19 protein-coding genes are annotated in these 21,813 nt (G+C 56.6%); 5 read left to right on the top strand and 14 right to left on the bottom strand.

What is annotated here, in order from left to right; all coding sequences use genetic code 11:
* Positions 1-35: 35 nt before the first annotated feature.
* The 3 genes from AC2FJV_RS18950 to AC2FJV_RS18940 are packed head-to-tail and all read left to right on the top strand — an operon-like array spanning position 36 to position 3,639.
* The gene (locus AC2FJV_RS18950) at positions 36-983 is read left to right on the top strand and encodes an ABC transporter permease (RefSeq protein ID WP_170568174.1); all 948 of its coding nucleotides are present in this window, start codon (positions 36-38) and stop codon (positions 981-983) included.
* On the top strand, positions 980-1,855 hold the full coding sequence (locus tag AC2FJV_RS18945; protein ID WP_142638852.1) for an ABC transporter permease: 876 nt from the start codon (positions 980-982) through the stop codon (positions 1,853-1,855). Before AC2FJV_RS18950 ends, AC2FJV_RS18945 begins: the two co-directional genes overlap by 4 nt.
* Positions 1,852-3,639 carry an ABC transporter ATP-binding protein gene (locus AC2FJV_RS18940; protein WP_170485282.1) on the top strand — a complete coding sequence of 596 codons (1,788 nt, stop codon included), beginning with the start codon at positions 1,852-1,854 and terminating at the stop codon, positions 3,637-3,639. The genes AC2FJV_RS18945 and AC2FJV_RS18940 overlap by 4 nt, the downstream gene beginning before the upstream one ends.
* Positions 3,640-3,646: 7 nt before the next feature.
* Here the strand turns inward: AC2FJV_RS18940 and AC2FJV_RS18935 are convergent, their stop codons facing one another.
* Positions 3,647-4,846 carry a serine hydrolase domain-containing protein gene (locus AC2FJV_RS18935; RefSeq protein ID WP_254451556.1) on the bottom strand — a complete coding sequence of 400 codons (1,200 nt, stop codon included), beginning with the start codon at positions 4,844-4,846 and terminating at the stop codon, positions 3,647-3,649.
* Between the two features lie 93 nt (positions 4,847-4,939).
* Between AC2FJV_RS18935 and gcvA the strand changes: the two genes are divergently transcribed.
* Complete coding sequence (gcvA, locus tag AC2FJV_RS18930; protein ID WP_496714349.1) at positions 4,940-5,884, top strand: transcriptional regulator GcvA; 945 nt, start codon at positions 4,940-4,942, stop codon at positions 5,882-5,884.
* Here gcvA and AC2FJV_RS18925 read toward each other — a convergent pair.
* From AC2FJV_RS18925 to AC2FJV_RS18885, 9 genes are all read right to left on the bottom strand, one after another.
* Positions 5,872-6,636 carry an SDR family NAD(P)-dependent oxidoreductase gene (locus AC2FJV_RS18925; RefSeq protein WP_170418330.1) on the bottom strand — a complete coding sequence of 255 codons (765 nt, stop codon included), beginning with the start codon at positions 6,634-6,636 and terminating at the stop codon, positions 5,872-5,874. The two genes, gcvA and AC2FJV_RS18925, sit on opposite strands and share 13 nt — an antisense overlap.
* 407 nt (positions 6,637-7,043) lie before the next feature.
* Positions 7,044-8,186, bottom strand: a complete 1,143-nt coding sequence (locus AC2FJV_RS18920; RefSeq protein ID WP_010443828.1) for a serine hydrolase domain-containing protein — start codon at positions 8,184-8,186, stop codon at positions 7,044-7,046.
* Positions 8,183-10,339: an acetate--CoA ligase family protein gene (locus tag AC2FJV_RS18915; protein ID WP_496714347.1), complete on the bottom strand. Its 2,157-nt coding sequence runs from the start codon at positions 10,337-10,339 to the stop codon at positions 8,183-8,185. The genes AC2FJV_RS18920 and AC2FJV_RS18915 overlap by 4 nt, the downstream gene beginning before the upstream one ends.
* The gene (locus AC2FJV_RS18910; RefSeq protein WP_496714345.1) at positions 10,270-11,430 is read right to left on the bottom strand and encodes an acyl-CoA dehydrogenase family protein; all 1,161 of its coding nucleotides are present in this window, start codon (positions 11,428-11,430) and stop codon (positions 10,270-10,272) included. The genes AC2FJV_RS18915 and AC2FJV_RS18910 overlap by 70 nt, the downstream gene beginning before the upstream one ends.
* An 11-nt stretch (positions 11,431-11,441) precedes the next feature.
* Positions 11,442-12,239, bottom strand: a complete 798-nt coding sequence (locus tag AC2FJV_RS18905) for an ABC transporter permease (protein ID WP_010443825.1) — start codon at positions 12,237-12,239, stop codon at positions 11,442-11,444.
* Positions 12,236-13,084, bottom strand: coding sequence for an ABC transporter permease (locus tag AC2FJV_RS18900; RefSeq protein WP_010443824.1), 849 nt, complete (start codon positions 13,082-13,084; stop codon positions 12,236-12,238). The genes AC2FJV_RS18905 and AC2FJV_RS18900 overlap by 4 nt, the downstream gene beginning before the upstream one ends.
* A gap of 65 nt (positions 13,085-13,149) precedes the next feature.
* Complete coding sequence (locus AC2FJV_RS18895; RefSeq protein WP_010443823.1) at positions 13,150-14,256, bottom strand: extracellular solute-binding protein; 1,107 nt, start codon at positions 14,254-14,256, stop codon at positions 13,150-13,152.
* A gap of 76 nt (positions 14,257-14,332) precedes the next feature.
* Positions 14,333-15,334 (bottom strand): ABC transporter ATP-binding protein, encoded by a 1,002-nt coding sequence (locus AC2FJV_RS18890; protein WP_029622289.1) that lies wholly within the window; start codon positions 15,332-15,334, stop codon positions 14,333-14,335.
* Entirely contained in the window at positions 15,327-16,217 is an 891-nt protein-coding gene (locus tag AC2FJV_RS18885; RefSeq protein WP_120981302.1) for a beta-keto acid cleavage family enzyme, read from the bottom strand. Before AC2FJV_RS18885 ends, AC2FJV_RS18890 begins: the two co-directional genes overlap by 8 nt.
* 119 nt (positions 16,218-16,336) lie before the next feature.
* Here AC2FJV_RS18885 and AC2FJV_RS18880 point away from each other — a divergent pair, with 119 nt between their 5' ends.
* Positions 16,337-17,407 (top strand): GlxA family transcriptional regulator, encoded by a 1,071-nt coding sequence (locus AC2FJV_RS18880; protein WP_010443820.1) that lies wholly within the window; start codon positions 16,337-16,339, stop codon positions 17,405-17,407.
* On the opposite strand, the gene AC2FJV_RS18875 is transcribed toward AC2FJV_RS18880, so the two are convergent.
* Genes AC2FJV_RS18875 through AC2FJV_RS18860 form a run of 4 tightly spaced genes read right to left on the bottom strand, consistent with a single transcriptional unit; the run spans position 17,389 to position 21,677 of the window.
* Positions 17,389-18,336, bottom strand: coding sequence for a 3-hydroxyacyl-CoA dehydrogenase NAD-binding domain-containing protein (locus AC2FJV_RS18875; protein WP_010443818.1), 948 nt, complete (start codon positions 18,334-18,336; stop codon positions 17,389-17,391). The two genes, AC2FJV_RS18880 and AC2FJV_RS18875, sit on opposite strands and share 19 nt — an antisense overlap.
* Positions 18,336-19,139: a carnitinyl-CoA dehydratase gene (locus AC2FJV_RS18870; protein ID WP_010443816.1), complete on the bottom strand. Its 804-nt coding sequence runs from the start codon at positions 19,137-19,139 to the stop codon at positions 18,336-18,338. Before AC2FJV_RS18870 ends, AC2FJV_RS18875 begins: the two co-directional genes overlap by 1 nt.
* 4 nt (positions 19,140-19,143) lie before the next feature.
* A complete protein-coding gene (locus tag AC2FJV_RS18865; protein WP_010443814.1) occupies positions 19,144-20,184 on the bottom strand; it encodes an LLM class flavin-dependent oxidoreductase in 1,041 nt (346 codons plus the stop codon).
* A gap of 11 nt (positions 20,185-20,195) precedes the next feature.
* Positions 20,196-21,677: an aldehyde dehydrogenase gene (locus AC2FJV_RS18860; protein ID WP_496714341.1), complete on the bottom strand. Its 1,482-nt coding sequence runs from the start codon at positions 21,675-21,677 to the stop codon at positions 20,196-20,198.
* Positions 21,678-21,813 lie beyond the last annotated feature (136 nt).

Below are 21,813 nucleotides of genomic sequence, written 5' to 3'. Positions count from 1 at the left end.
CCGAATATGCCGGAAGCCTTGAAGGGAGGACCAAGGTGTACCGAATTATTCTGACCCGCCTGGCTCAGGGTTTACTAACCTTGCTCCTTGCTTCCATCATTATCTTCGGCGCGACGGAAATCCTTCCGGGCGACGTTGCTGAAGCCATTCTAGGACAAAGCCGCACCGAAGAATCGCTTGCCGCGCTTCGCGAAGAGATGGGACTCAACCGCCCTGCAGTAGTGCGTTATCTCGATTGGCTGGGCGGTATGATTCAAGGGGATCTGGGGACATCATTGGCCACCAAGCGACCTGTGGCTGACATGATAGAAAGCCGTATGTGGAACACTCTGCGGCTTGCGCTTTTGGCAGCGGCAATCTCGGTTCCGATGTCTTTGGCTCTTGGCCTTTGGTCCGCGATGCGCGCCGGTGGCCGGATCGACAAAACTCTTGCCATGACCACACTTGCGTTGATTGCAGTGCCTGAATTCTTCATTGGTCTCATTCTGATGAAAGTTTTTGCAGTCGAACTAAAGTGGCTCTCCGCGTCAGCCAACACGCGGCCCTACTTTGATTTCTGGCAGAATTTCCGGGCCTTGGCTCTCCCCGTAGCCACCCTCAGTTTTGCCGTTCTGGCGCACATGATGCGGATGACACGTTCGTCCGTCATCAACATCTTCACCTCCCCATACTTGGAGATGGCAGCACTCAAGGGCTTGCCCAAGCGTAGGCTGGTTTTGCGCCACGCGCTGCCTAACGCGCTGTCGCCGATCTTCACGGTTATTGCACTTAATCTGAGTTACATGGTGTCCGGTGTCATTATCGTTGAAACCGTGTTTGGCGTACCCGGCTTAACGCGGCTTCTGGTCGACGGTGTCACTCTGAGGGACATTCCACTCATCCAGGCCTGTGCAATGATTTTTGGCACTGTCTATATCCTTCTGAATCTACTGGCCGACGTCCTGTCCATCATGGCGAACCCGCGCTTAAGGTACCCAAAATGAGCGAAGCAACCGATATCCCCACTCCCCGGGCCTCCGTCTTTGCGGGCCTGCGCCTGACCTGGACTGCAGGTATTGCCGGCGCGGTGCTGCTGTTCTGGCTCATCCTTGCGTTTTTTGGGCCATGGATCGCACCCCATGGTGAAGCCGAAATCATCTCAGGCCAGACCTTTGCACCGATAGGCGAAGGCGGTTTGCTGGGTACTGACAAGCTGGGACGAGATGTATTGTCCCGCCTGATCTATGGAGTACGTACAACGCTGTTGCTGGCACTTGTCACCACCATGATCTCTTTTTTATTCGGCGTCGCACTCGGTTTTGCCGCCGCGATTCTGAGAGGCTGGTTCGATATCGTAGTAAGCCGCGTTGTCGAGGCATTCATGGCTTTCCCCTCCACCCTATTGGCTTTGGTTGTCATAGGCGCCTTCGGTACTTCTATCACAGTGCTTGTTCTGACTGTTGGGTTGGTCCTCTCGACCAGCGTATTCCGTGTCTCTCGAGCACTTGGCTATGACATCGGCGTTATGGATTTTGTCGAGGCTGCCCGTGCGCGGGGCGAAGGCACCTGGTGGATTCTGACACGTGAGATCTTACCCAATTCCATGGCCCCCTTGATTGCCGAGTTTGGCCTTCGATTCACCTTTTCGATCCTGTTCCTTTCGGGCCTGTCGTTTCTTGGCCTAGGAGTGCAAGAACCTGCGGCCGACTGGGGGCTCATGGTGCAGGAAAACGTGGGGGGGCTGTTCCTCGGTTCGTCCGCAGCGCTTATACCAGCTGCATGCATTGCCTCCTTGACCGTTTCCATGAACCTGCTTGTTGACTGGTTCCAACAGCGCCAGCAAGGCGAAACTGTTCTGGAGAAGATCGACCAATGACCGACATTCTGACCATCAAGGACCTGCGCGTCGAGGGACGCCCCCCAGGCGGTAACTATGTGCCAATTGTCAAGGGCGTGTCCATGAGCGTCGCCGAGGGCGAAGTGTTGGCACTCATTGGCGAAAGCGGCTCGGGCAAATCTACAATCTCTCTGGCATCAATGGGTTTTGCCCGCCCCGGATGTCGCATCTCAGGGGGTGAAGTCTGGCTGAACGGACGGGACATTATGAAATTGCCCCCACGCGACCGCCACAGCTTGCGCGGGGACGAAGTGTCTTACGTGGCACAATCGGCGGCAGCCAGCTTCAACCCTGCGCTTAGGATCGGCAAGCAAGTTATCGAGGCACCTCTTTGGCATGGCACCGGAGATGCCGAAACTCTGACCGCGAATGCAATAGAGCTTTACCGCAAACTTGACTTGCCCGCCGCGGAAACCGTCGGCGACAAGTTTCCACATCAGGTTTCGGGCGGTCAGTTGCAGCGCTTGATGGCTGCAATGGCCATGTCCTGTGGACCCGACCTTCTGATACTCGACGAACCCACCACTGCGCTTGACGTAACGACCCAGATCGAGGTGCTGAAAGCCTTTAAGGACATTATCCGCGATCAGGGTACCGCCGCGATTTATGTCACACATGATCTCGCCGTAGTCTCGCAGGTGGCTGACCGAATTCTAGTGCTAAAAAACGGCGAGATGGTCGAGGAAGGCACAACGGATCAGATCTTGCATCACCCACAGCACGAGTACACTCGCACACTGATGGAGGCTGTCCGTCCTGCTCCACACTTGGTGGATCACGTGGAGACAGATCTGGCTCAGAGGCCGGTGATTTCGGCACGGAACGTGACTGCGGGTTATGGCGCTCTGACCATTCTCTCTGATGTATCCGTCGATGTACCTGCCGCTTCGGTCGTGGGCGTAATTGGCGAAAGTGGTTGTGGAAAAAGCACACTTGCCCGAGTTGTTGCGGGCCTCACACCGTTAAAGGGCGGAGAAGTCCAACTCGATGGCAATACCGCCGCTCCAGCAGTGAAGGATCGGTCGATTGAAACGCTCAAGGATTGCCAGATCGTCTTTCAAATGGCTGACACGGCGCTAAATCCTCGGCAACGGATCAGCGATATCCTGGGCCGTCCGCTGGAATTCTATCTGAACCTCAAAGGGCGCGCACGCGCGCAGAAGGTCGGCGACCTCTTGGAACTGGTCGATCTTCCTCGCGATTTCGCCTCCCGATATCCCGGAGAGCTGTCTGGTGGGCAAAAGCAACGCATTAATCTCGCTCGCGCGCTTGCCGCCGAGCCCAAGGTGATCCTTTGTGACGAGGTGACTTCGGCGCTGGACACCGTGGTGGCCGCAGGTGTGATCGAACTCCTGAAATCGCTGAAGGACAAACTGGGCGTCGCCTACATGTTCATCAGTCACGATCTTTCCACCGTAGCTTCTTTCGCCGATGAGGTGGTTGTACTGTATGCCGGACGTGTCGTCGAAAAGGGACCATCAAAAGCGGTTTTTCGCCCGCCTTTTCACCCCTACACAAAGCTGTTGCTATCTTCGGTGCCCGAGATGCGCCAAGGCTGGCTGGAAGGCGTGGCAGATACAAGCGAGGCAAAGGCGGCTAGTGCTGGCAGCGTCGAAATCGGTGCGCGGGGCTGCCCCTTCGCCAACCGCTGCACCCATATCATTGCGGGAACATGTGATACTCGGACTCCACCTTTGCATGACCTACCCGGTGGATTGAGCATCGCTTGCCATTTGACCCAGACGAACCTGCCCCTAGGCTGACGTCGCCTCAGTCCACCAGCGCCTGGTAACTCAGAACTCTCAGCTCACGGCGCAGAGTATAGGCGCTCGAAGGAATTAGCTGCGTCATAAGTATCACAGTCATCTCCTCGATCGGGTCCACCCAAAAGGCGGTCGAGGCCATACCGCCCCAGGCAAATTCACCGGGTGAGCCGATGATCTTGGCCCGCGCCGGGTCTAACATCACCGACACACCGAGTCCGAAGCCAACCCCCTCAAAGGTAGTTTCGCTGAAATGAGCCTGTCCCCGGCTCGCCAAATCGCCGCCCATGTGATTGCATACCATTAGATCAAAAGCCTTGCGCCCCAATAACCTGCCTCCGTCACATCTGCCGCGCCGAAGAAGCATCGTTGCAAAACGCTGGTAGTCGTCCATTGTGGAGAGCAGCCCACCGCCCCCGCTTTCCAAGGTAACCGGCGCAATGAAACCTTGCTGATCATCAGAAGCAACAAAGCCGCCTGGCGCGCGGTCATAGAGCGTGGCCAAGCGGCCAGACTTATCGGCCGATACGGCGAAGCCTGTGTCCACCATTCCGAGCGGATCAAAGATCCGTGTCTTAAGAAATTCGCCGAGAGTCTGACCACTGATAACCTCGATCAAATGGCCGAGAACATCCGTCGAAAGGCCATAAAACCAACGGTCACCCGGCTGAAAGGCCAAGGGAAAACTGGCTAGCACTTCAACAGCTTCCGCCATCGTCGTAAGACCTCTGTCAAAATCGAGACCGCTATCCGAAAGGGCACGCTCCAGCTCGTTTCCCTGCGGATCACCATAGACGATCCCCGCCTGGTGTGTGAGAAGATCATGGATTGTAATACCCCGGTCAGCTGGCTCGGTCTCGTTCAGAGCGTGACCAGGACCCTTCCAGACCTGCGGGTTTGAGAAACCTGGGAGAAAGTCGCAAACGGGCTGATCCAGTTGAAACGCCCCTTCTTCGTAGAGCATAAGCAGGGCGAGCGAGGTCACAGGTTTGGTCATCGAATAAATGCGCCAAATAGTATCAGGTAATACAGGCCGCTTCGACTTTGCATCGGCAAATCCCGCACGCTCCGAAAAACATATCTTTCCCCGGCGAGATATTTGCACAGCCAGACCAGAAAGGCGTCCGTCATGCACATGGGCGTTCATCCAATTGGTGATGCGCGACAGCTTAATCGGGTCTAATCCCAAGGTATCTTCTGGTTGCAAGTCGTCAGCTCCATATTGTCTCAACGTCAATCTGCACCGAGATTCTCTTGGCGTTCAAGCGATGGATAATCTATCTATAACCTAACTGAAATTATGCTTGAGTTGGCCATGAGCACACGGCGACTTCCCCACCTGACCTGGCTGCGCGCATTCGAAGCGTCGGCCAGGCATCTGAGCTTTACCCATGCGGCGCAGGAACTGAACCTGACACAAGCAGCGATCAGCAAACAAGTGAAATTGCTGGAGCATTACTTGCGCGAGCCGCTCTTTGAGCGCAAACCCAGAAGTCTGGTCCTGACCAAAGTGGGCGCCGCCTATCTACCGAAGGTCAGAGACGGCTTTGAACGCCTGGCCGCGGGAACCGAGGAAGTGTTTGGCCTGCGGCGCTCCGAAGTCCTGACCGTGCGGGCGCCGGTCGGGTATTCAGTTAACTGGATCGCGCCGCGACTTCAGGGATTCTTTGACCGCCACCCGGACACTGAAGTGCGTCTGGTCTCAAGTGTATGGGGAGATCAGTTCGACAATGAGCGGTTTGATCTCGATATCCAATACGGCACAGGGAAGTGGCCAGGATACAAAGCCGACCGGTTAACTTGGGAGGTGATCAAACCGGTTTGCTCTCCAATTTTGCTTGAGGGTTCCAAAGCGATCCGCAAACCAGATGATCTTGCCCACCATCGCCTGCTACACGTGCTCGGTTACGAGGAGGGTTGGGCTGACTGGTTGCGTTATGCAAAGGCAAGCGGTGTCAACTCGGGACAGGGGTTACAGTTCGACACCTCGCTGCTTGCTTTCGAGTTTGCCTCTCGTGGTGGCGGTGTAGCTTTAGCACGGTCCTCAATGTGCGGCGTCGAGATCGAGCGCGGACGACTTGTTGAACCCTTCGAGCTCGAAGCGCCCCTGCAGGAGGCTTTCTACTTGATCGCACCGGAAGCGGATCGCGACCATCCTGATGCCCAAAATTTTCGCGAGTGGCTGATCGAGACGTCAGAAAACGACCTCGAAAACAAGCGCATTCGAGAGACCTATCCGGCTTGAAGCCGCACGCCTGCGTCAAGACGAATGGTCTCGCCGTTCAGCATTGGGGTTTGGATGATGTTAACGGCAAGGCGCCCAAATTCCGCGGGCTCGCCAAACCTGTTTGGAAACATCCGGCCATCTAGCATCCCGTCGATTACCTCCTGCGGAATATGATCAGCGATCGGAGTGCGAAATAATCCGGGCGCAATTGTCATGACCCGCACTCCGCGGGGCATGAATTCACGGGCGGCCTGCAATGTCAGACTGGCAATCGCGCCCTTTGAAGCCACATAAGCCCCCTGCCCAATTTGACCCTCGATTGAAGTAATCGAGCCTGTGTTGATGATAATCCCGCGCTCGCCATCTTGATTGAGCGGCTCCTGCTGCATCATCCGGGCTGCGCATTTCGTCATGACGCTGACGGTTCCCATCAGGTTGACGTTGATCACCCTCGCGAAAGCTTCCATATCAACTGGACCGTCCCGTCCGACAAGTCGCATACCGCCGGGGATGCCCGCACAGTTGACAACTATGCGAATTGGTCCGCTCCGGTCTTCGGCCAGATCCAAAGCGGCCTCGACCGCAGAACTGTTGATAACATCACAACCTATGCCAAGCGCGCCGATTTCCGCTGCCGCGTTTTTTACCCGAACTTCATCGAGGTCCAGCAAGGTAACTCGTGCTCCGGCTTTGCTGAGCGCCTGTGCAGTAGCAAGCCCCAGTCCTGATCCTGCCCCGGTCACGATCGCAGATAGTCCTTCAATATCCATGCGTGATAATCTCCGTTTGTTCAAAACTTCTTAACCCAGAACCAGAAGTTAAACATCGAAGTTCTATTTACCCTTTGGCCAACCAAAAATCATTTTGCCTCCGCGTGCAGTGCAATATGTCGGGACGGACGGGTCACAAACCTGCGCTGTTGTTTGGAACAATTGCTCCGCGATAAGCGACTTCAGGCGGGTTGAGTCACACCCGCGACATGCCTTGTTGACAACTTCGGCAGGATATCCCGACAGACGTAAATGCCGCGCTGAGAAGAAGTTCAGTTTAGGTGATCGAAACTGGATGATCGAAGAGTGGGTCGGATCACTCTAAAAGATTCGGCCCAGGTCAAGGACTGCAAAGCGGCCAATCCGTGCCTTCCCCGCTGACACCTAGCTCGGCAACTGCAAACCCGTCAAATGACAGAAAGGCAGACGTCTCGAAGCGTTGTGGCCAGCTCTCCCATATAGGTGTCATCGTAACCCGAGTCATTCTCCAGCACACTTAAGAATGCACAGCTGGTGCCGGTGACCATATCCACCATGAGGAACTGCCCTCCATAGCCAGCATGACCGATTAATCGACCGTCGGTCATGGTCTGGTTTGAGTACTTGAGCCAATTCTTGGGTGGTGTCATCGCTGGCGCGCGGCGGATCAGAGTTTTTTGCAGGAAACCGGTGTTGGCCATAGGTCGACCGTGCAGGTCGCGGCCTTCCCGCGCCAGTAGCAACCCGAACCGCGCGAGGTCGCGCACGCTTAGGCAACCGCCACCGGAAAACGCTGGGTGCCCGTCCTTGCTGAGGCTGATGTGAAACGCGCCCTCGTATCCTGCGGCATCAGCAATCTCTTCGATTTGCTCAGCCATTGGAATGGGCGAAACCTTGGCCGCTATCAGGGTCAGGACATCCGTGTTCGCGGATTTATAATCGGCTTGTCGCACCCCCGAGTTTGCCCTGAAACCAGTAATCGAGGCCGCAAATTCCGCAAGCGTGATTTCCTTTTCACCCACGCCGGGCAAGCGCCAACCCAAGGCGACCTCTTCAGTATAGCAGTCGGCATCGGGGTCAGCATAATCCTCGGTGAAGTCGTTATCGACGTTCATATCGAGCAGAGATTGAATGCTGGCCTCGGCATACCCGCTGCCGATACCCGGCAGATAGTCGCGGACCTGCGCGTCCAATGACAACAGCCCCTGTGCAAGCAGACGACCTATGATTAAGTGGATGTGTAGCTTTGTCACTGACTGGATGGAATGCGGCGCTGAGGTCGAAAAATCATCTGCGGCTTTTTCCAGAATGATCTGGTCATTCTTTAAACAGCAGAACGCAGAGAAAGCCGGATGGGCAAGCATTTGTGCCAGTTCAGGCACTCGGGCGCACAGATTCTGCTCGGCGGCTTCCAGCTGCAAAACCTCTCTGGAACGCACCATGAGACATCGGCGGAACAGCCGATATGCATTGTGGAACCCATGCCGGCGAAATTCCGGCTGGTTCCACCGCTGCTTGTTGTCGTCTCCAACAGCCAGATCGGGATTGGGTATGATCCTATTCCTGCTCATGACCGGGGCACCTGGATCAGGGCATCAACGGCGACGATGTGATCTGGGTAGACAAACATAGGGTTGATCTCGATTTCTGCGACCTCGCCGCGCGCCTTTAGGAATTCAGTGCACAACCGGTGTAGCGCATCCGCAATTCGTGGAATGTCCGCCTGTCGACTGCCCCGGTACCCCTCTAACAAGCGAGCTACACGGAGCGAACACAATGCGCGCTCGATCTCGTCTTTTGAGGCAGGCAACAACACAGTGCGCGCATCTCGGACCAATTCGGTCAAAACACCGCCGCTACCGATGACCAAACTGGGACCAAATTGCGGATCAGCACGCAGCGTGACGATCAGCTCTGCAAGCGGCTTGGGCGACATGGCTTCGATCAGGAAGCGATCCGTCACCGCCGCGCGGTCATACGCCGCAACCGATGCCGTCATTGCCTTGATCGCCGAAGACAGCCCCTCTGCATCCTTGATCCCCAAAGCGACCGCGCCCGCTTCGGTCTTGTGAGGCAAGCTTGGTGACATCATTTTCAGTGCGACCGGATAGCCGATATCCTGCGCAACGCCAGCTGCCTCGGCCGCATTGCAGACATGTCCGTTTGGCACAGCAACAGCCATTTGCCTGAGCCAGGATTTACCTTTGTCTTCGGTCAATACCATTGGGTTCTGTATAGTTGCACCGGGTCGCAAGGCAGCAGGCCGGTCAATCCTTGTCCGCGCCCTTGCTTCGGACCACCAAATAGCATCACGCATGGCATTCAACGTCTCGTGAATACCCTGCATAGGCGCAACCCCCAGTTCAATGAGATGTCTGCGGGTCCCACGATCAAGATTTTCAGGTAGGGTCGCGCAGATCGCTGCCGGGACGGAGTGTTCCTGAGCGGCCTGCGCAAAAGCTGCAGCATCGTTCTGGTAGTAGATCTTGGACGCGTCCAACCCTTCTGCCGGGTAGTCCTGCACCAGAACAGCCAGATCCGCGTTGAGGGCCGATAGCGCCGTGGCAAAAACCGGGTAAGTCTTATCGCCCTGTCCCCAGATCGGGGTCGTATAATCCAGCGGGTTGGAAACCGTCGCGATCTCAGGCAGCAAACTGGTCAGGCTTTCCTGCCCTGCAGAGCCCACTTTGGGAAAGCACACACCAATCCTTTCCGAGTGATCTGCGAGCATCGTCGCCCCGCCCCCAGAACAGGTAAAGCCAGCGACACGCCTGCCTTGCGGCGCGCCTGCTACGCAGAGGTACTTCAGCGTTTCCAGAAACTGCGAAGGGCTGGTGACGTCGATCACCCCGGTGCGATCAAACAGTGCCTGATAAAGCTCGCTCGAACCGGACAGAGAGCCGGTGTGACTGACCGTCAGAGTCGCCCCAATGGCGGAATTGCCGGTCTTCAGTGCGACAACCGGAACCCCCCGATCCAGGGCTTTCAGCGCGGCGCGTTCAAAAGCAGCAATGTCACGCAACCCTTCGATGTGCAATCCAATGGCGCGCACAGCCGGGTCTTCAGCAAAGGCATCCAGGAATTCCTCAATCCCCAAGACCGCCTGATTGCCTGCAGAAACCATGTAGGCCATTGGCAATGAACGCGCGCTCATGGTGATGTCGGATGAGAACATACCGGACTGGGTAATGATCGCCGCACCGTATCCCGGCGACCAGCCGCCATGTTCAAATGACCAAAGAGCGGCATTGTCGATATAGTTGATCATGCCATAGCAGTTTGGGCCGATCAGAGCCATATCTCCGGCGACTTCGATCAGATCTCGTTCCGATTGTATGTCGCCAGTTTCCTTGAAGCCCGCGGAAAAACAAACGACGCCACCTGCACCCATCTGCTCCAATTCTCTCAGGGCATCAGTCACCCCGGCCGCAGGGATAGCGAGATAGACGGCATCAGGTGGCTCCGGCAGGTCCGAGATGCTGGGAACACAGCCCACGCCATCCAGATCGGCGCGTTTGGGATTAACGGCCCACATTTGCCCTTGAAATCCACGCCGGCGGGCTTCGCGCACGGCAATGGTCGCATCACGTCCACCAATAAACGCGATGTGGCGCGGCTTTAAGAGACGCTCAAGATTTTCGCGCCGCGCCGGCGTCATGCGCCAAGTGGCCTCAGGATGGACCTGGTGATGATGTGGCGTTGGATTTCGCTGGTGCCGTCCCATATCCGCTCCAATCGGCTATCGCGCCAGAACCGTTGGATCGGCATTTCCTCCATCAATCCCATGCCACCAAAAATCTGAACGGCATCATCGGCGATCTTGTTTAGCATCTCTGAGCAATAAACCTTGACCATTGCTGCATCTGCATCACCCATGACACCCGCTTCGGCACGTGCAACGGCGTCTTGCACCATCAAATCGGCCGCGCGCAACGTCATCGCACCGTCCGCCAAACGGAAGCCGGTGGCCTGAAACGTACCGATCGGTTTACCGAATTGCTTGCGCATTGCGGCCCACTCGGTCGCCAGGTCAAGGATGCGTTCGGCCTTACCGCAGCAGGTCGCGCCGACCCAGATACGCCCCATGCCGAGCCACTTTCCCGACAGCTCAAGCCCGTGACCCTCTTCGCCCAGGATCTGGTCCGGACCAAGACGCACATTTTCGAAACTCAATTCAAAAGTCTTATAACCGCGATAGCTCACGCAATGCGTCCCTTCGCGGCAGTCGAACCCCGGAAGGCCCACATCGACCAGAAAAGCCGTCACCCGTTTGCGTGGGCCGCGTGGTGTTTCATCTGTACCAGTTGCAGCAAATACAATCGCGAAATCCGGCATGCAGGGACCGGAGATAAAGTGCTTGGATCCATTCAGGATCCAGTCATCCCCGTCGCGTATCGCATTGGTCTTCATCCCCATTACATCCGAACCTGCGTCAGGCTCTGTCAAGGCAAAGAGCTCACGCTTTTCACCGCGCACGGCAGGAAGCAAATATCGCTCACGCTGGTCTCCTTCGCAGGCCATCAGCAATTCCGTCGGGCGCGCCGCCCAGCTTTGCAGCGCATGGCTTGTACGGCCGTATTCCCTCTCGATCAGGGACATGGGCCCATATCCCAGCCCTCCGCCACCGACCTCTTCGGGCAGGTTGCAGGCGAAGAGGCCCAATTCATGCGACCTCGCCTCAATCTGGCGGCCGATCTCCTCGGGCACATAGCCTAAGCGGTCCACCTCTTCTTCATGCGGATACATCTCTGTTTCGACAAATCGGCGAACAGTGCTAACCAGAAGCTCTGTTTCGTGACTGGTTTCCAGATTCATGGCAACCTCATTCATTCTGCCTGAGCCCGCGCGTTTCGCCGCGACAGAACGGCAGAAACGGCAAAGGCAATCAGGGTGATGGCAATCAGGATCACGGCAGCGGCAGCCACTGTCGGATCGGTGTTTTCACGGATGCCGTTCCACATGCGGCGCGGCAGCGTGTAGACGCTGTATTTCGAGATGAACAAGGTCACCACGATTTCATCCCAGCTGAGGATAAAGGCAAAGAGCGCCCCGGCAAAAACCCCCGGCCTGATCGAAGGCAGGATCACCCGGCGCATGGTGGTCCAGTTGGAGGCCCCGAGATTCTTGGAGGCTTGTTCAAGCTTGGGATCAAACGTTGCCAAAGACGCGCTGACCGTGATCAGCACCATTGGGGCTGCCAGGATTGTATGCGCAAGGATCAAACCGGCGTAGCTGTCCAATAGACCCAGAGGGATCCACAACCGATAGAACGCCATGGCGGAAATAATCTGCGGTATGATCAAAGGCAGCAGCAGAAAGGCGCGAACCAATTCGCTGTACCGCGATGACACCCGCCATAGACCGATCGCACAAAGCGTGCCTAAAAGCGTCGCTAATGCGGAGCAGGACAGGGCAATCACGCCACTTTGGAAAAAACTCGACAGCCATTCCTCACTGGTGAACAGCTTTTGGAAATGACGCAAAGAATACTCGCGCTGCGGCATGGACAAAAAGCGTTTCGGCGTCAGTGAGACAGGGATGGCAATCAGGGCCGGGGTCACCAGAAACAACAGCAGCACCCAGGCCCCCACGCGGTTGAAAAATGAGAACAGGCCCGGCTTCATCGCGCTGCCCCCCCGAACACCGTGCTCAGCTTCATGAACCGCGACATGATCCAAAGCATCGCCAGAACGCCAAACAGCATGATGGCCGCCAGCATCGCCGCCGTGCCCCACTTCAAGGTTACCAGTAACTGAACCGAGATGTATTCCGCCACCATCAGCACCTTGCCGCCGCCCAATACGGCCGGTGTGACATAAAACCCGAGGCTGAGGATGAAGACCAACAGGGTCGAAGCCACAAGCCCCGGCATGGTCATCGGCAGGTAGACCCGCCAGAAGGTCTGGCTTCCGCTGGCCCCCAGGTTGCGCGAGGCGTCCATCACCCTCTGATCAATGGATTGCATTGAGACCAGCAATGGCAACACCGCATAGGGGATCATGTAGTGCACCATTCCAATCAGAACGCCCAACTCGTTGCGCATGAAGGCGATGGGTTCAGCAACCAGGCCGATGTCTTCCAATGTGACATTGACCAGCCCCTTGCGTCCCAGCAACATGAGCCAGGCGAAAGTGCGTACGAGAATGGAGATCCAGAACGACACCAATAGCAGGGTCAGCATGTAAGTCTTCTGGCGTTGATGGCAGTGTACCATCGCATAGGCGATGGAGTAGCCGAAAATGACGCTGAAGACCGTCGTGATGATGCAGATGCGTACCGTGGTCCAGACAATGCGGATCAGGGCGTCACCTTCCGTCAGCTTGGCATAGTTGCCGAACCCGGGCTCGGGGTCTGTCACGCTTAGCCAAAGGATATTCAGGATCGGCCCCAGATAGAGCGCGACCACCATCAGCAGCAAAGGCGCGATAATCAGCCATCCTGGGTGGATATGACGGTTTAAGGCTTGCATTCAGAGCTTTCGGAAAGGGTTTGGCAACCCGACCCTTAGGATCGGGTGACCATAAGCTAAAGCGATCAGCTGATCGCTTCGAGGAAGGCATTCACCGCGTCGCCGCCGTTGTTGCCCCACCATTCCGGATCGTTGTAGACGATCTTGTCGATGTTCATGGCCGAGGTTATCGCATAAGGCTGTTGGTCCTCGGGAATCTGGTCAAAGGCCTCGGGATTTGACGGGGTCATGCCAAGGCAATCCAATAGCGCCAACTGCGCTGGTATGTCCTGCGCCGTGGCGATGAAATCCATGACTGCGGCACCAGCCGGGTTGCCCTTGGGCACAATATAGGCCCCCGGCATCGCCATCGCCTGATTGTTCACCAACTTGTACTGGCCATCAGTGTCGTTTTCGATGTTGCGACCTCGGTTCTGCCAGATGATCGCCATCGAGACCTCGTTGTTGACCACCATCGAGTGAACTTCCGATCCCGAGCCCCAGTAAAGGCTGTCATCTTTGATCGACTGGATTTTGTTCAAAGCGCGGTCCATATCAAGCGGGTAGAGATCGCTGCCAGCGACGCCATCGGCCATCAATGCGGCCTCGAGCGACCCATTTGCCCATTTGTAAAGCGCACGGGTCCCGGGGAATTTCTCGGTATCAAAGAAATCGGCCCAGTTTTGCGGTGGATTATCGCCATAGGCTTCAGTGTCATACACAAAGGCATACCCGTAGAGGATGATCGACACCCCATATTCCAGCGCATAGCCGGGCAGCGTTTTATCCTTGGACACCACGGAATAGTCAATCGGCTCCAGATGCCCGGTTGGTCCAAGTGACACGGCGTTGAATAAGTCCGCATCCGCCACATCGGCAGTCACATTGCCACTGTCGACCATTTCCTTGATCTTGCCTTCCAGCGGACCAGAGGTATCAAACTTCAAACCTTTGCCGGTTTTAGCGGTAAAGGCCTCACCGATGGCCGAGCCATGGCATTCTTCGGATTGGCCGCCCCAGTTCCACATCACGACATGGTCTGCCGCCGCTTCGGCGTCGCCCGCCAGTACCGCATTCATTGCAACACCCGAGGCACCGCAAAGCGCAAGAAACGTGCGCCGGTCCATACGGCCAGCCCTAAACGCCTGGGCACTTTCGGCAAGCATTTCCTTTTTGAATTGTTTATCGTGCATTTTCTTCCTCCCATTTGATCCGAGATTTGACCCGGCTTTCGGTCATGACGCCTCTGGGCGTTCTGTGTTGGGGTGCCTAGCCCGTTTGTAGCTCCACTGCTGCTGAGTCCTTCCAAAGCAAATCCACCCGCACCCCCTCTGTCAGATCAGAGGCGTTGCGCCAGACGTCGATATCTACCTCAATCTCGGCCCCTTCGTCGGTGTCCACGATGATCCGCTGCATCGAGCCGAAATAGGTGATGCTGCGAATGGCGCCCCTCATCCGGGCCTCGGTGTTTTCGTTGCCAGGCATCAGATCAATTTTTTCTGGGCGCAGGGCAAAGACCTTTCCGTTTTGATGAATAAAGTTCGATTTCCCGAGGAAACTGGCGGTGAACTGATTGATCGGGCGCTCGTACAGCTCTTTTGGCGTTCCGACCTGCTCGATCGCGCCGTCGCGCATGATCACGATGCGGTCAGACATCGACAGTGCCTCTTCCTGATCATGGGTGACATAGATGAAGGTGGTGCCAACGCGGCGATGAATGTCCTTGAGCTGCTCCTGCACTTCGACACGCAGCTTTTTGTCCAGCGCTCCCAGCGGTTCGTCCAGCAACAGCACAGGCGGCGCAAAACACAAGGCACGTGCAAGGGCCACACGTTGTTGCTGACCACCAGACAACTGCCCCGGTTTGCGATCTGCAAACTCCTGAAGCTGAACCAGCTCCAGCATCTCGTCGACACGGTTCCGAATTTCGTCGGCGGGGCGTTTACGCACGCTTAGCGCATAACCTACGTTGTCGCGAACAGTCATATGGGGGAACAAAGCATATCCTTGAAACACCATGCCGAAGTTGCGCTTTTCGGCGGGCACATTCGAGATGGACGCACCGTCCAGCGCAATCTCTCCTTTCGATATGTCGAGAAACCCGGCGATCATCATCAACAAGGTGGTTTTGCCCGATCCCGACGGGCCTAACAGCGTCAGGAACTCTCCATTTCGGATATCCAGGCAGATGTCGTTGACAGCACGGAACTGACCAAAAAACTTGGAGACATTGCGAATTTGCAAGCTACCGGTTTGGGTTGGATCAGCCATCCGCCCCCCTCAGGTTCAGCTTGTTGCGCGACTCTTGCGGTGTCAGGATCCGCCCACCCATCCGTTCGATAATCTCTCGGGCGCGGGTGACAAGCTGGCCGTTTGTCGCCAGAACCCCGCGATCAAGGTAGATGTTGTCCTCAAGACCGACACGCACATTCCCGCCAAGCGCGACAGCTGCGGCTGCCATCGGCATCTGCCCCCGCCCAATCCCAAAACTGGCCCAGCTGGCGCCTACGGGCAGTTGCGCCTTCATGGCCGCCATGGTTTCCACCGTTTGATCGGCCCCCCATGGAATTCCAAGGCACAACTGGAACATCGGCGGAGCATCAATCAGCCCCTCCTCCACCATCGCCTTGGCAAATCGGATATGGCCGAGATCAAAGACCTCAAGCTCGGGCTTCACACCCCATTCCTGAACCAGTGCCGCCATCCGACGCAGTGTCGGTGGCGTGGAAATATAGATCATGTCCGTGTCGGAAAAATTCAGCGTGCCACAATCGAGAGAGCAGATTTCAGGCAGGCATTCCTTGATATGGGCCAGCCGTTCTTCTGGTCCGATCATGTCGGTGCCCGGACCGGGCATGGCGGGATTGGACGGGTCTGAAATCCAATCGCCCCCCATACCTGCCGTAACATTGATGACCACATCCGTATCGCTTTCGCGTATTCGATCCACGATTTCCTTGAAGAGCGCCGGATCGCGCGAGCCCTGCCCCGTTTCAGGATCACGCGCATGCACATGCGCGGCAGAGGCCCCTGCCCTGGCGGCTTCGATTGCCGCATCAGCAATTTCTTTCGGGGTCACCGGCACGTGAGAGCTCTTGCCGGTCGTATCTCCCGCACCGGTAACTGCGCAGGTCAGCACAACTTCGTAGGTCATATCCGAGCCCCCCTTTTTACCTAGATTGCCGCGCGATTGACGGATAAAGATGTCGATTATCCGCCACAGATTAGGTTAGAATGGCGAAAAATCTGACCTAAAGCTTCTTGGTAAAACCAATGCATGTCGACATCACAACGCATATGGCTCGGGCTAAACGGCATGCCGTATTTGTCGTTGTCCCGCGTTTCAACCTGACCACGCTGATCACCATGATCGAAACCATGCGGATCGCAAATTACCTGGCGCCAGAACCGATGTTTTCCTGGGACATCGTCTCGTTCGACGGTCCTGAGATTGTTGCCAGCAATGGCATGACGACCGCAGTTGACACCGACTACGGGAGCCTCACTCCGGCAGGTTTTGTGTTTGTGTTGGGCAGTTGGGGTACTGAACACTACGAAAACACCGCTTTACTCACCTGGTTGCGAAAACGCGCACGCGCAGGCGAAACTGTTTGCGGCGTTGAATTGGGCAGCTACATCGTCGCACGTGCAGGCCTGTTGGACGGCAAACCTGCGACTATTCACTGGTCGTGGTTGAGCGGGTTCCGGGAATCCTTTGATCGGGTCGATGTCCATGAGTGTCTGTTCACTATTGACGGCAAGGTAATGACGTGCGCGGGCGGGTTGGCTGGGGTCGATCTGATGCTAAGGCTGATTGAATCCATCAGCGACAGCGGCTTTTCGGGGGAGATTGCAGACCAGATGCTGCATCACCCCATTCGCGACGCCGCCTCACCCCAGCGCAGCACCATGGGCCGGAGCACGGAAACCATGCTTCCGTTGATCCGAGAAGCGATGACCCTGATCGAAGAAAACATAGAAGAGCCGCTCAAAGTGCCCCAAATCGCTGATGTTCTAGGTGTTTCTCAGCGTCAACTGGAACGCCAATTCAAGAAACACGTGGGCTGTACCGTGGTGCAATTCGGCTTATTGCGCCGATTGCAGAATGCTCGCCTACTGTTGATTTCGACCGACCTCAGTGTACGCGAGATTGCCACCGCATCAGGATTCAATACACTGTCACATTTTGCCTATTCATTCGGTAAATTCTTCGGCCGGCGCCCATCCGAATACCGTGAGGCATGGCCGAAAAGCGAGCCGGCACCCAGCTGGCCCGGCTCTCTCTCGGATTTCTTGTCCATTCTGAACAACGTGCCCGCTCAAGGTTATCCCCCGCGGGAGTGACGCAGAGCATTCAGCACTGCAACTATTTCGCGATCTCGTTGGGCTGCCATGTCCTCGAAATCTCGGTCGCCGGCGACAGCGTTGCAGCCATCGACCATGCGATCGCGCAATTCCTTCGTCAGCTCAGGTGCCTCCAAACGGGTCCAGGGCAGTTTAAGAGCCGGGCCGAACTGATCCAGGTTGGTGGCCATGCCTCCGGCACCACAGGCCACGTGAAAAGCCATACACTGACCCTGCGAGACCATACGAGGCGCCGGGCCGTTCATGAGTGCGATGTCGATGTCTTCCGGCGTTGCCTCTCCATTGGCGACCATATGCAGGGCCTCTCGCCAAAGCGCCTCTTGCAGTCGGGTCGCGACAAAGCCGGGGATCTCTTTTTTCATCATCAAGGGGGCCTTGCCCGCGATTTCGTAGAATTTCCCGGCCCAAGCCACCGCCTCTGGTGATGTCTGTTCGCCGCCCACGATTTCGACCAGTGGTAGCAAATAGGGTGGATTGAAGGGATGGCCGATCACACAGCGTTCCGGTGTCGCGCAAGTCGCTTGGATGTCGGTCATCATCAAGCCGGACGTGGAAGAGCCAATCACGACTTCTGTTGGCAAAATGAGCCCGAGTCGTTGATAAAGTGCCTGCTTGATCTCAAGACGCTCGGGCGCGCTTTCCTGCACAAATTCGGCGCCGTCCAGTGCAGCCTCCAAATCTGTAACGATGCGCAAGCGGTCAAGCGACGCACCGGCGGCAAGCCCCAAATCCGTCAAGCTCTTCCAAGCAGTTCGTAAGATTGCGTGAAAGGCATCGGATTCGCTCGCGTCATGCAAATAGGCGGTCACATCATAACCACGCGCAAGAAAATGCGCTGCCCAGCCGCCGCCGATGGGGCCGGCTCCAATGCTGGTGATGCGGGTGATCGATGAGGGGTCAGGATACATCACTCACCCTTGAATTTGGGTTCACGCTTTTCGACAAAAGCCGCGACACCTTCTGCCGCGTCGTCAGATTTCAGCATCTTGCGGTAGATCGGCATCGGATCGGTTCGCATCTTGTGAAAGGCCTGTTCCAGCGGCACGCACTCGATCTCACGCTGCACTTCTTTGACAGATTGCATCGCAAGAGGCGCTGACCAGGCAATCGAGGCCGCCCATTCCCGGGCCGCAGTCATCAAGTGATCCTTTGGGACCACCTTGTTGACCAACCCGTAATGCGCCGCCTCGGTCGCGGTCATGCGACGGCCTAACAGAAACATCTCCATGGCGATATTGTGCGGTATTCTCCGAGGCAGGCGTTGCAGTGCCCCCGCATCTGGAACGATGCCCAAAGGCATTTCAGGCAAGCCAAATTCCACATGTTCCGCCGCAATCAGCAGATCACAGGCCATGGCCATTTCAAACCCGCCGCCGATGGCCAGACCGTTGATGGCCGCGATAACCGGCTTGTTGAGCGCCCAATTCTCGGTCAGACCCGTGAACCCGCCGAACCCGTAGTCATCACTCTCCCACCAGTTGTCGAGCTGCATCTCACCCTCATTCAGGGCCTTCAAATCCCAACCGGCCGAGAAAATCCGATCTCCTCCCCCGGTCAGGATCGCGCAACGCAAGTCTTTGTTCTCGTGCAACTCCTGAAACGCCGCGGCCAAGGCCTGACTGGTGGGAACGTCGATGGCGTTTACTTTGCCCCGCTCTAGTGTGATTTCCAGAACGTGGCCGTCGCGGTGTGTTTTGACCCCTTCTGCCATTGCTTCAGTCCTCCTTGAATTCCGGCATGACCTCGTTGCAGAACATGCGCAAGGATCGCTGCTGCGCCGCGTGATCCAGCCCCATCGAGGCATAGTAGATGAACTCGTTTACACCGAGCCCCTGATATTTCTTGAGCTTTCCAATCACACGCTCAGGTGAACCGAACATTAGGTTTTCTTCCAGCATCAAGGGATCATACTGTTCCCGGCCCTCCAACTGATCCAGCGGAATGGAAGCAGGAAAACCATCTTTGACATCGCCCAAATTGCGATAGAGGTTTTCGAACTGGCTCAGCAATCGTCGCACCGCCTTCATCGCGTTTTCGCCATCGGCCGCATTGTCGTAAACGCAGGAATGGCGCATCAGCGCAAAACGTGGCACCCAGCCATTATCCGCTTTTTCAATCGCCTCATCGAGTTGCTTTTTGTACAGCTCGGCCTCAGCGAACGGGCGGGTGAAAGGCCAGCAATTCACGTGGCAGCGTTCACGCATGGCGTAGTCATAGGTGATCGGCGAGCGCGCCGCGACCCAAACCGGAACCTCGGCTTGCAATGGTTTGGGTACCGAGGTTGATGTCGGGAATTGCCAATATTCGCCTTCATGCGCATAATCGCCCTTCCACAACTCGCGCACCGTGGGCAGCATCTCTTGCATATAGCGCCACGCATCAGATTGCTTGAGGCCCGGCTTCATGCGATCGAACTCGCGCTGATAGGCACCTGACCCGATACCAAACTCCAACCGACCGCCGCTTAAAAGATCCAGCATCGCGGCTTCACCAGCCAGGTTAATCGGGTGCCAGTACGCAGCGGTCGCCACCGCCGTACCAAGCCGGATCCGGCTGGTCTCGGATGACCACCAAGTCAGCAGTTGGAACGGGTTGGGCGCAATCGTCATTTCCAGCGCGTGATGCTCAGCAGCCCAAACGATATCGAAACCGCCATCCTCGGCGATTTGCACCATCTCCAATGTGTGGCGCGCGACGTCTTTCATATCCAGACTGTTGTCGATCCGCTCCATGTTTACGGCAAGTTGGAATTTCATGCTCACCTCCCTCAGCGCATTACAAACGGGTTCGCCAACGGCTCATCCGATGTGTTCATCCAGACCGTCTTGGGCCGGGTGTAGTCGTAGATCGCCTGGAACCCGCTTTCGCGGCCATAGCCGGATCCTTTGACGCCACCAAACTCGGCTATCGGGGATACAACGCGGTAGGTGTTGACCCAGACGATCCCTGCACGCACCGCGTTCGCCATGCGCAAGGATCGGGCACCGTCGGCGGTAAAAATACCCGCCGCGAGCCCGTGTTCGGTATCATTGGCCAGTTCCAGCACCTCAGCCTCGGTCTTGAAGCGCTGAACGCACAGAACAGGGCCAAAAAGCTCTGTATCGACGATCCGCAGGTCCTGCCGTGGGCAGTCGATGATGGTTGGCTCGAAATAGAGCCCTGATTTGTCTTCCGGCTGCTTGCCCCCCACCAAAACCTTGCCGCCCTCTTCCTGAGCGAAGGCGACCTCGCGTTGGATGTGGTCCAACTGTCCGGCGGTGCAAAGCGGCCCCATCTGAGTTTCTTCGGCCAGTGGATCGCCAATGAGGATCTGCTGCGCCTGCGCCACCATCCTGTCGAGAAACTCATCCGCGATGTCCTCTTGCAAATAGAGGCGCGATCCGGCAACACAGCTTTGCCCTGTCGCACCAAAGATACCGGCAATTGAGGCATTGACTGCACTTTCGATATTGGCGTCATCAAAAACAATAAAGGGCGACTTGCCGCCCAGTTCCAATGAGACCTCGGCAAAGTTGCGTTTGACGTTTTCCAATACATGGCGCGCAGCGTTTGGACCTCCGGTAAATGAGACGCGCGCCACCAGTGGATGCCCGGTCAAAGCCCGTCCACAAGGTTCTCCATGACCCGTCACGATGTTGACAACACCAGGCGGGATACCGGCCATCTCGACAAGTCGCCCAAATTCCAACATCGCCGCGCTGGCATGTTCAGATGCTTTCAGAACAACCGTATTCCCGGCAGCCAATGCCGGACCGATCTTGACCGCCACAAGGAACAATTGCGAATTCCATGGCACCACAGCGGCAACCACACCGAGGGGTTCGCGCTTGGTGAAGACAAACATGTCAGGTTTGTCGATGGGCAGGGTCTCGCCGCTTACCTTGTCCGCACACCCAGCAAAAAAGTGGAAAAACTCGGCAATATATTTGGCTTGCCACCGCGTCTCCTTGAGCATCTTGCCAGTGTCGATGGATTCAGTTCGTCCCAGCTCTTCGGAATGATCCGCCAGAAGATCGCCCAGCTTGCGCAGGCATTTGCCGCGCTCGGTCGGTGTCATCCGCGCCCAGGGGCCGCCGACAAAAGCAGTGTGTGCTGCCGTGACCGCTCGGTTGATATCATCCTCGGTCGCCTCTGGAACACGGCTCCAGACCTCACCATTGGCGGGGTTGATACTGTCGAAAGTACCGCCATCCGCGGCGTCGACCCAGTCACCGTCAATCAGCATCTGATAGTTTTTGACATCAGCCATGGCGTGCCTCCCCCCTGATTGCTGTCTTCCTATTCATGTCTGCTTTCGCGTCTCAGGGTTATGAAAATACGACGCAGCCTGTCGAAAAATCCGAGTCTTGCGCCCGATCATGGGTGCAGGCTGTTCCAAAGGGAGG

It is taken from the genome of Ruegeria sp. CDSA241, assembly GCF_059611265.1.
This window is presented reverse-complemented; position numbering and strand designations above follow the sequence as displayed.

Bases quoted from the DNA above. Each gene is read 5' to 3' on its own strand.
- AC2FJV_RS18860 (WP_496714341.1), bottom strand. From the start codon at position 21,677: ATGGCTGATGTCAAAAACTATCAGATGCTGATTGACGGTGACTGGGTC.
- AC2FJV_RS18925 (WP_170418330.1), bottom strand. From the start codon at position 6,636: ATGGATATTGAAGGACTATCTGCGATCGTGACCGGGGCAGGATCAGGA.
- AC2FJV_RS18910 (WP_496714345.1), bottom strand. From the start codon at position 11,430: ATGAATCTGGAAACCAGTCACGAAACAGAGCTTCTGGTTAGCACTGTT.
- AC2FJV_RS18880 (WP_010443820.1), top strand. From the start codon at position 16,337: ATGCATGTCGACATCACAACGCATATGGCTCGGGCTAAACGGCATGCC.
- AC2FJV_RS18945 (WP_142638852.1), top strand. From the start codon at position 980: ATGAGCGAAGCAACCGATATCCCCACTCCCCGGGCCTCCGTCTTTGCG.
- AC2FJV_RS18915 (WP_496714347.1), bottom strand. From the start codon at position 10,339: ATGGGACGGCACCAGCGAAATCCAACGCCACATCATCACCAGGTCCAT.
- AC2FJV_RS18895 (WP_010443823.1), bottom strand. From the start codon at position 14,256: ATGCACGATAAACAATTCAAAAAGGAAATGCTTGCCGAAAGTGCCCAG.
- AC2FJV_RS18875 (WP_010443818.1), bottom strand. From the start codon at position 18,336: ATGTATCCTGACCCCTCATCGATCACCCGCATCACCAGCATTGGAGCC.
- AC2FJV_RS18890 (WP_029622289.1), bottom strand. From the start codon at position 15,334: ATGGCTGATCCAACCCAAACCGGTAGCTTGCAAATTCGCAATGTCTCC.
- gcvA (WP_496714349.1), top strand. From the start codon at position 4,940: ATGCTTGAGTTGGCCATGAGCACACGGCGACTTCCCCACCTGACCTGG.
- AC2FJV_RS18885 (WP_120981302.1), bottom strand. From the start codon at position 16,217: ATGACCTACGAAGTTGTGCTGACCTGCGCAGTTACCGGTGCGGGAGAT.
- AC2FJV_RS18870 (WP_010443816.1), bottom strand. From the start codon at position 19,139: ATGGCAGAAGGGGTCAAAACACACCGCGACGGCCACGTTCTGGAAATC.
- AC2FJV_RS18865 (WP_010443814.1), bottom strand. From the start codon at position 20,184: ATGAAATTCCAACTTGCCGTAAACATGGAGCGGATCGACAACAGTCTG.
- AC2FJV_RS18920 (WP_010443828.1), bottom strand. From the start codon at position 8,186: ATGAGCAGGAATAGGATCATACCCAATCCCGATCTGGCTGTTGGAGAC.
- AC2FJV_RS18905 (WP_010443825.1), bottom strand. From the start codon at position 12,239: ATGAAGCCGGGCCTGTTCTCATTTTTCAACCGCGTGGGGGCCTGGGTG.
- AC2FJV_RS18940 (WP_170485282.1), top strand. From the start codon at position 1,852: ATGACCGACATTCTGACCATCAAGGACCTGCGCGTCGAGGGACGCCCC.
- AC2FJV_RS18900 (WP_010443824.1), bottom strand. From the start codon at position 13,084: ATGCAAGCCTTAAACCGTCATATCCACCCAGGATGGCTGATTATCGCG.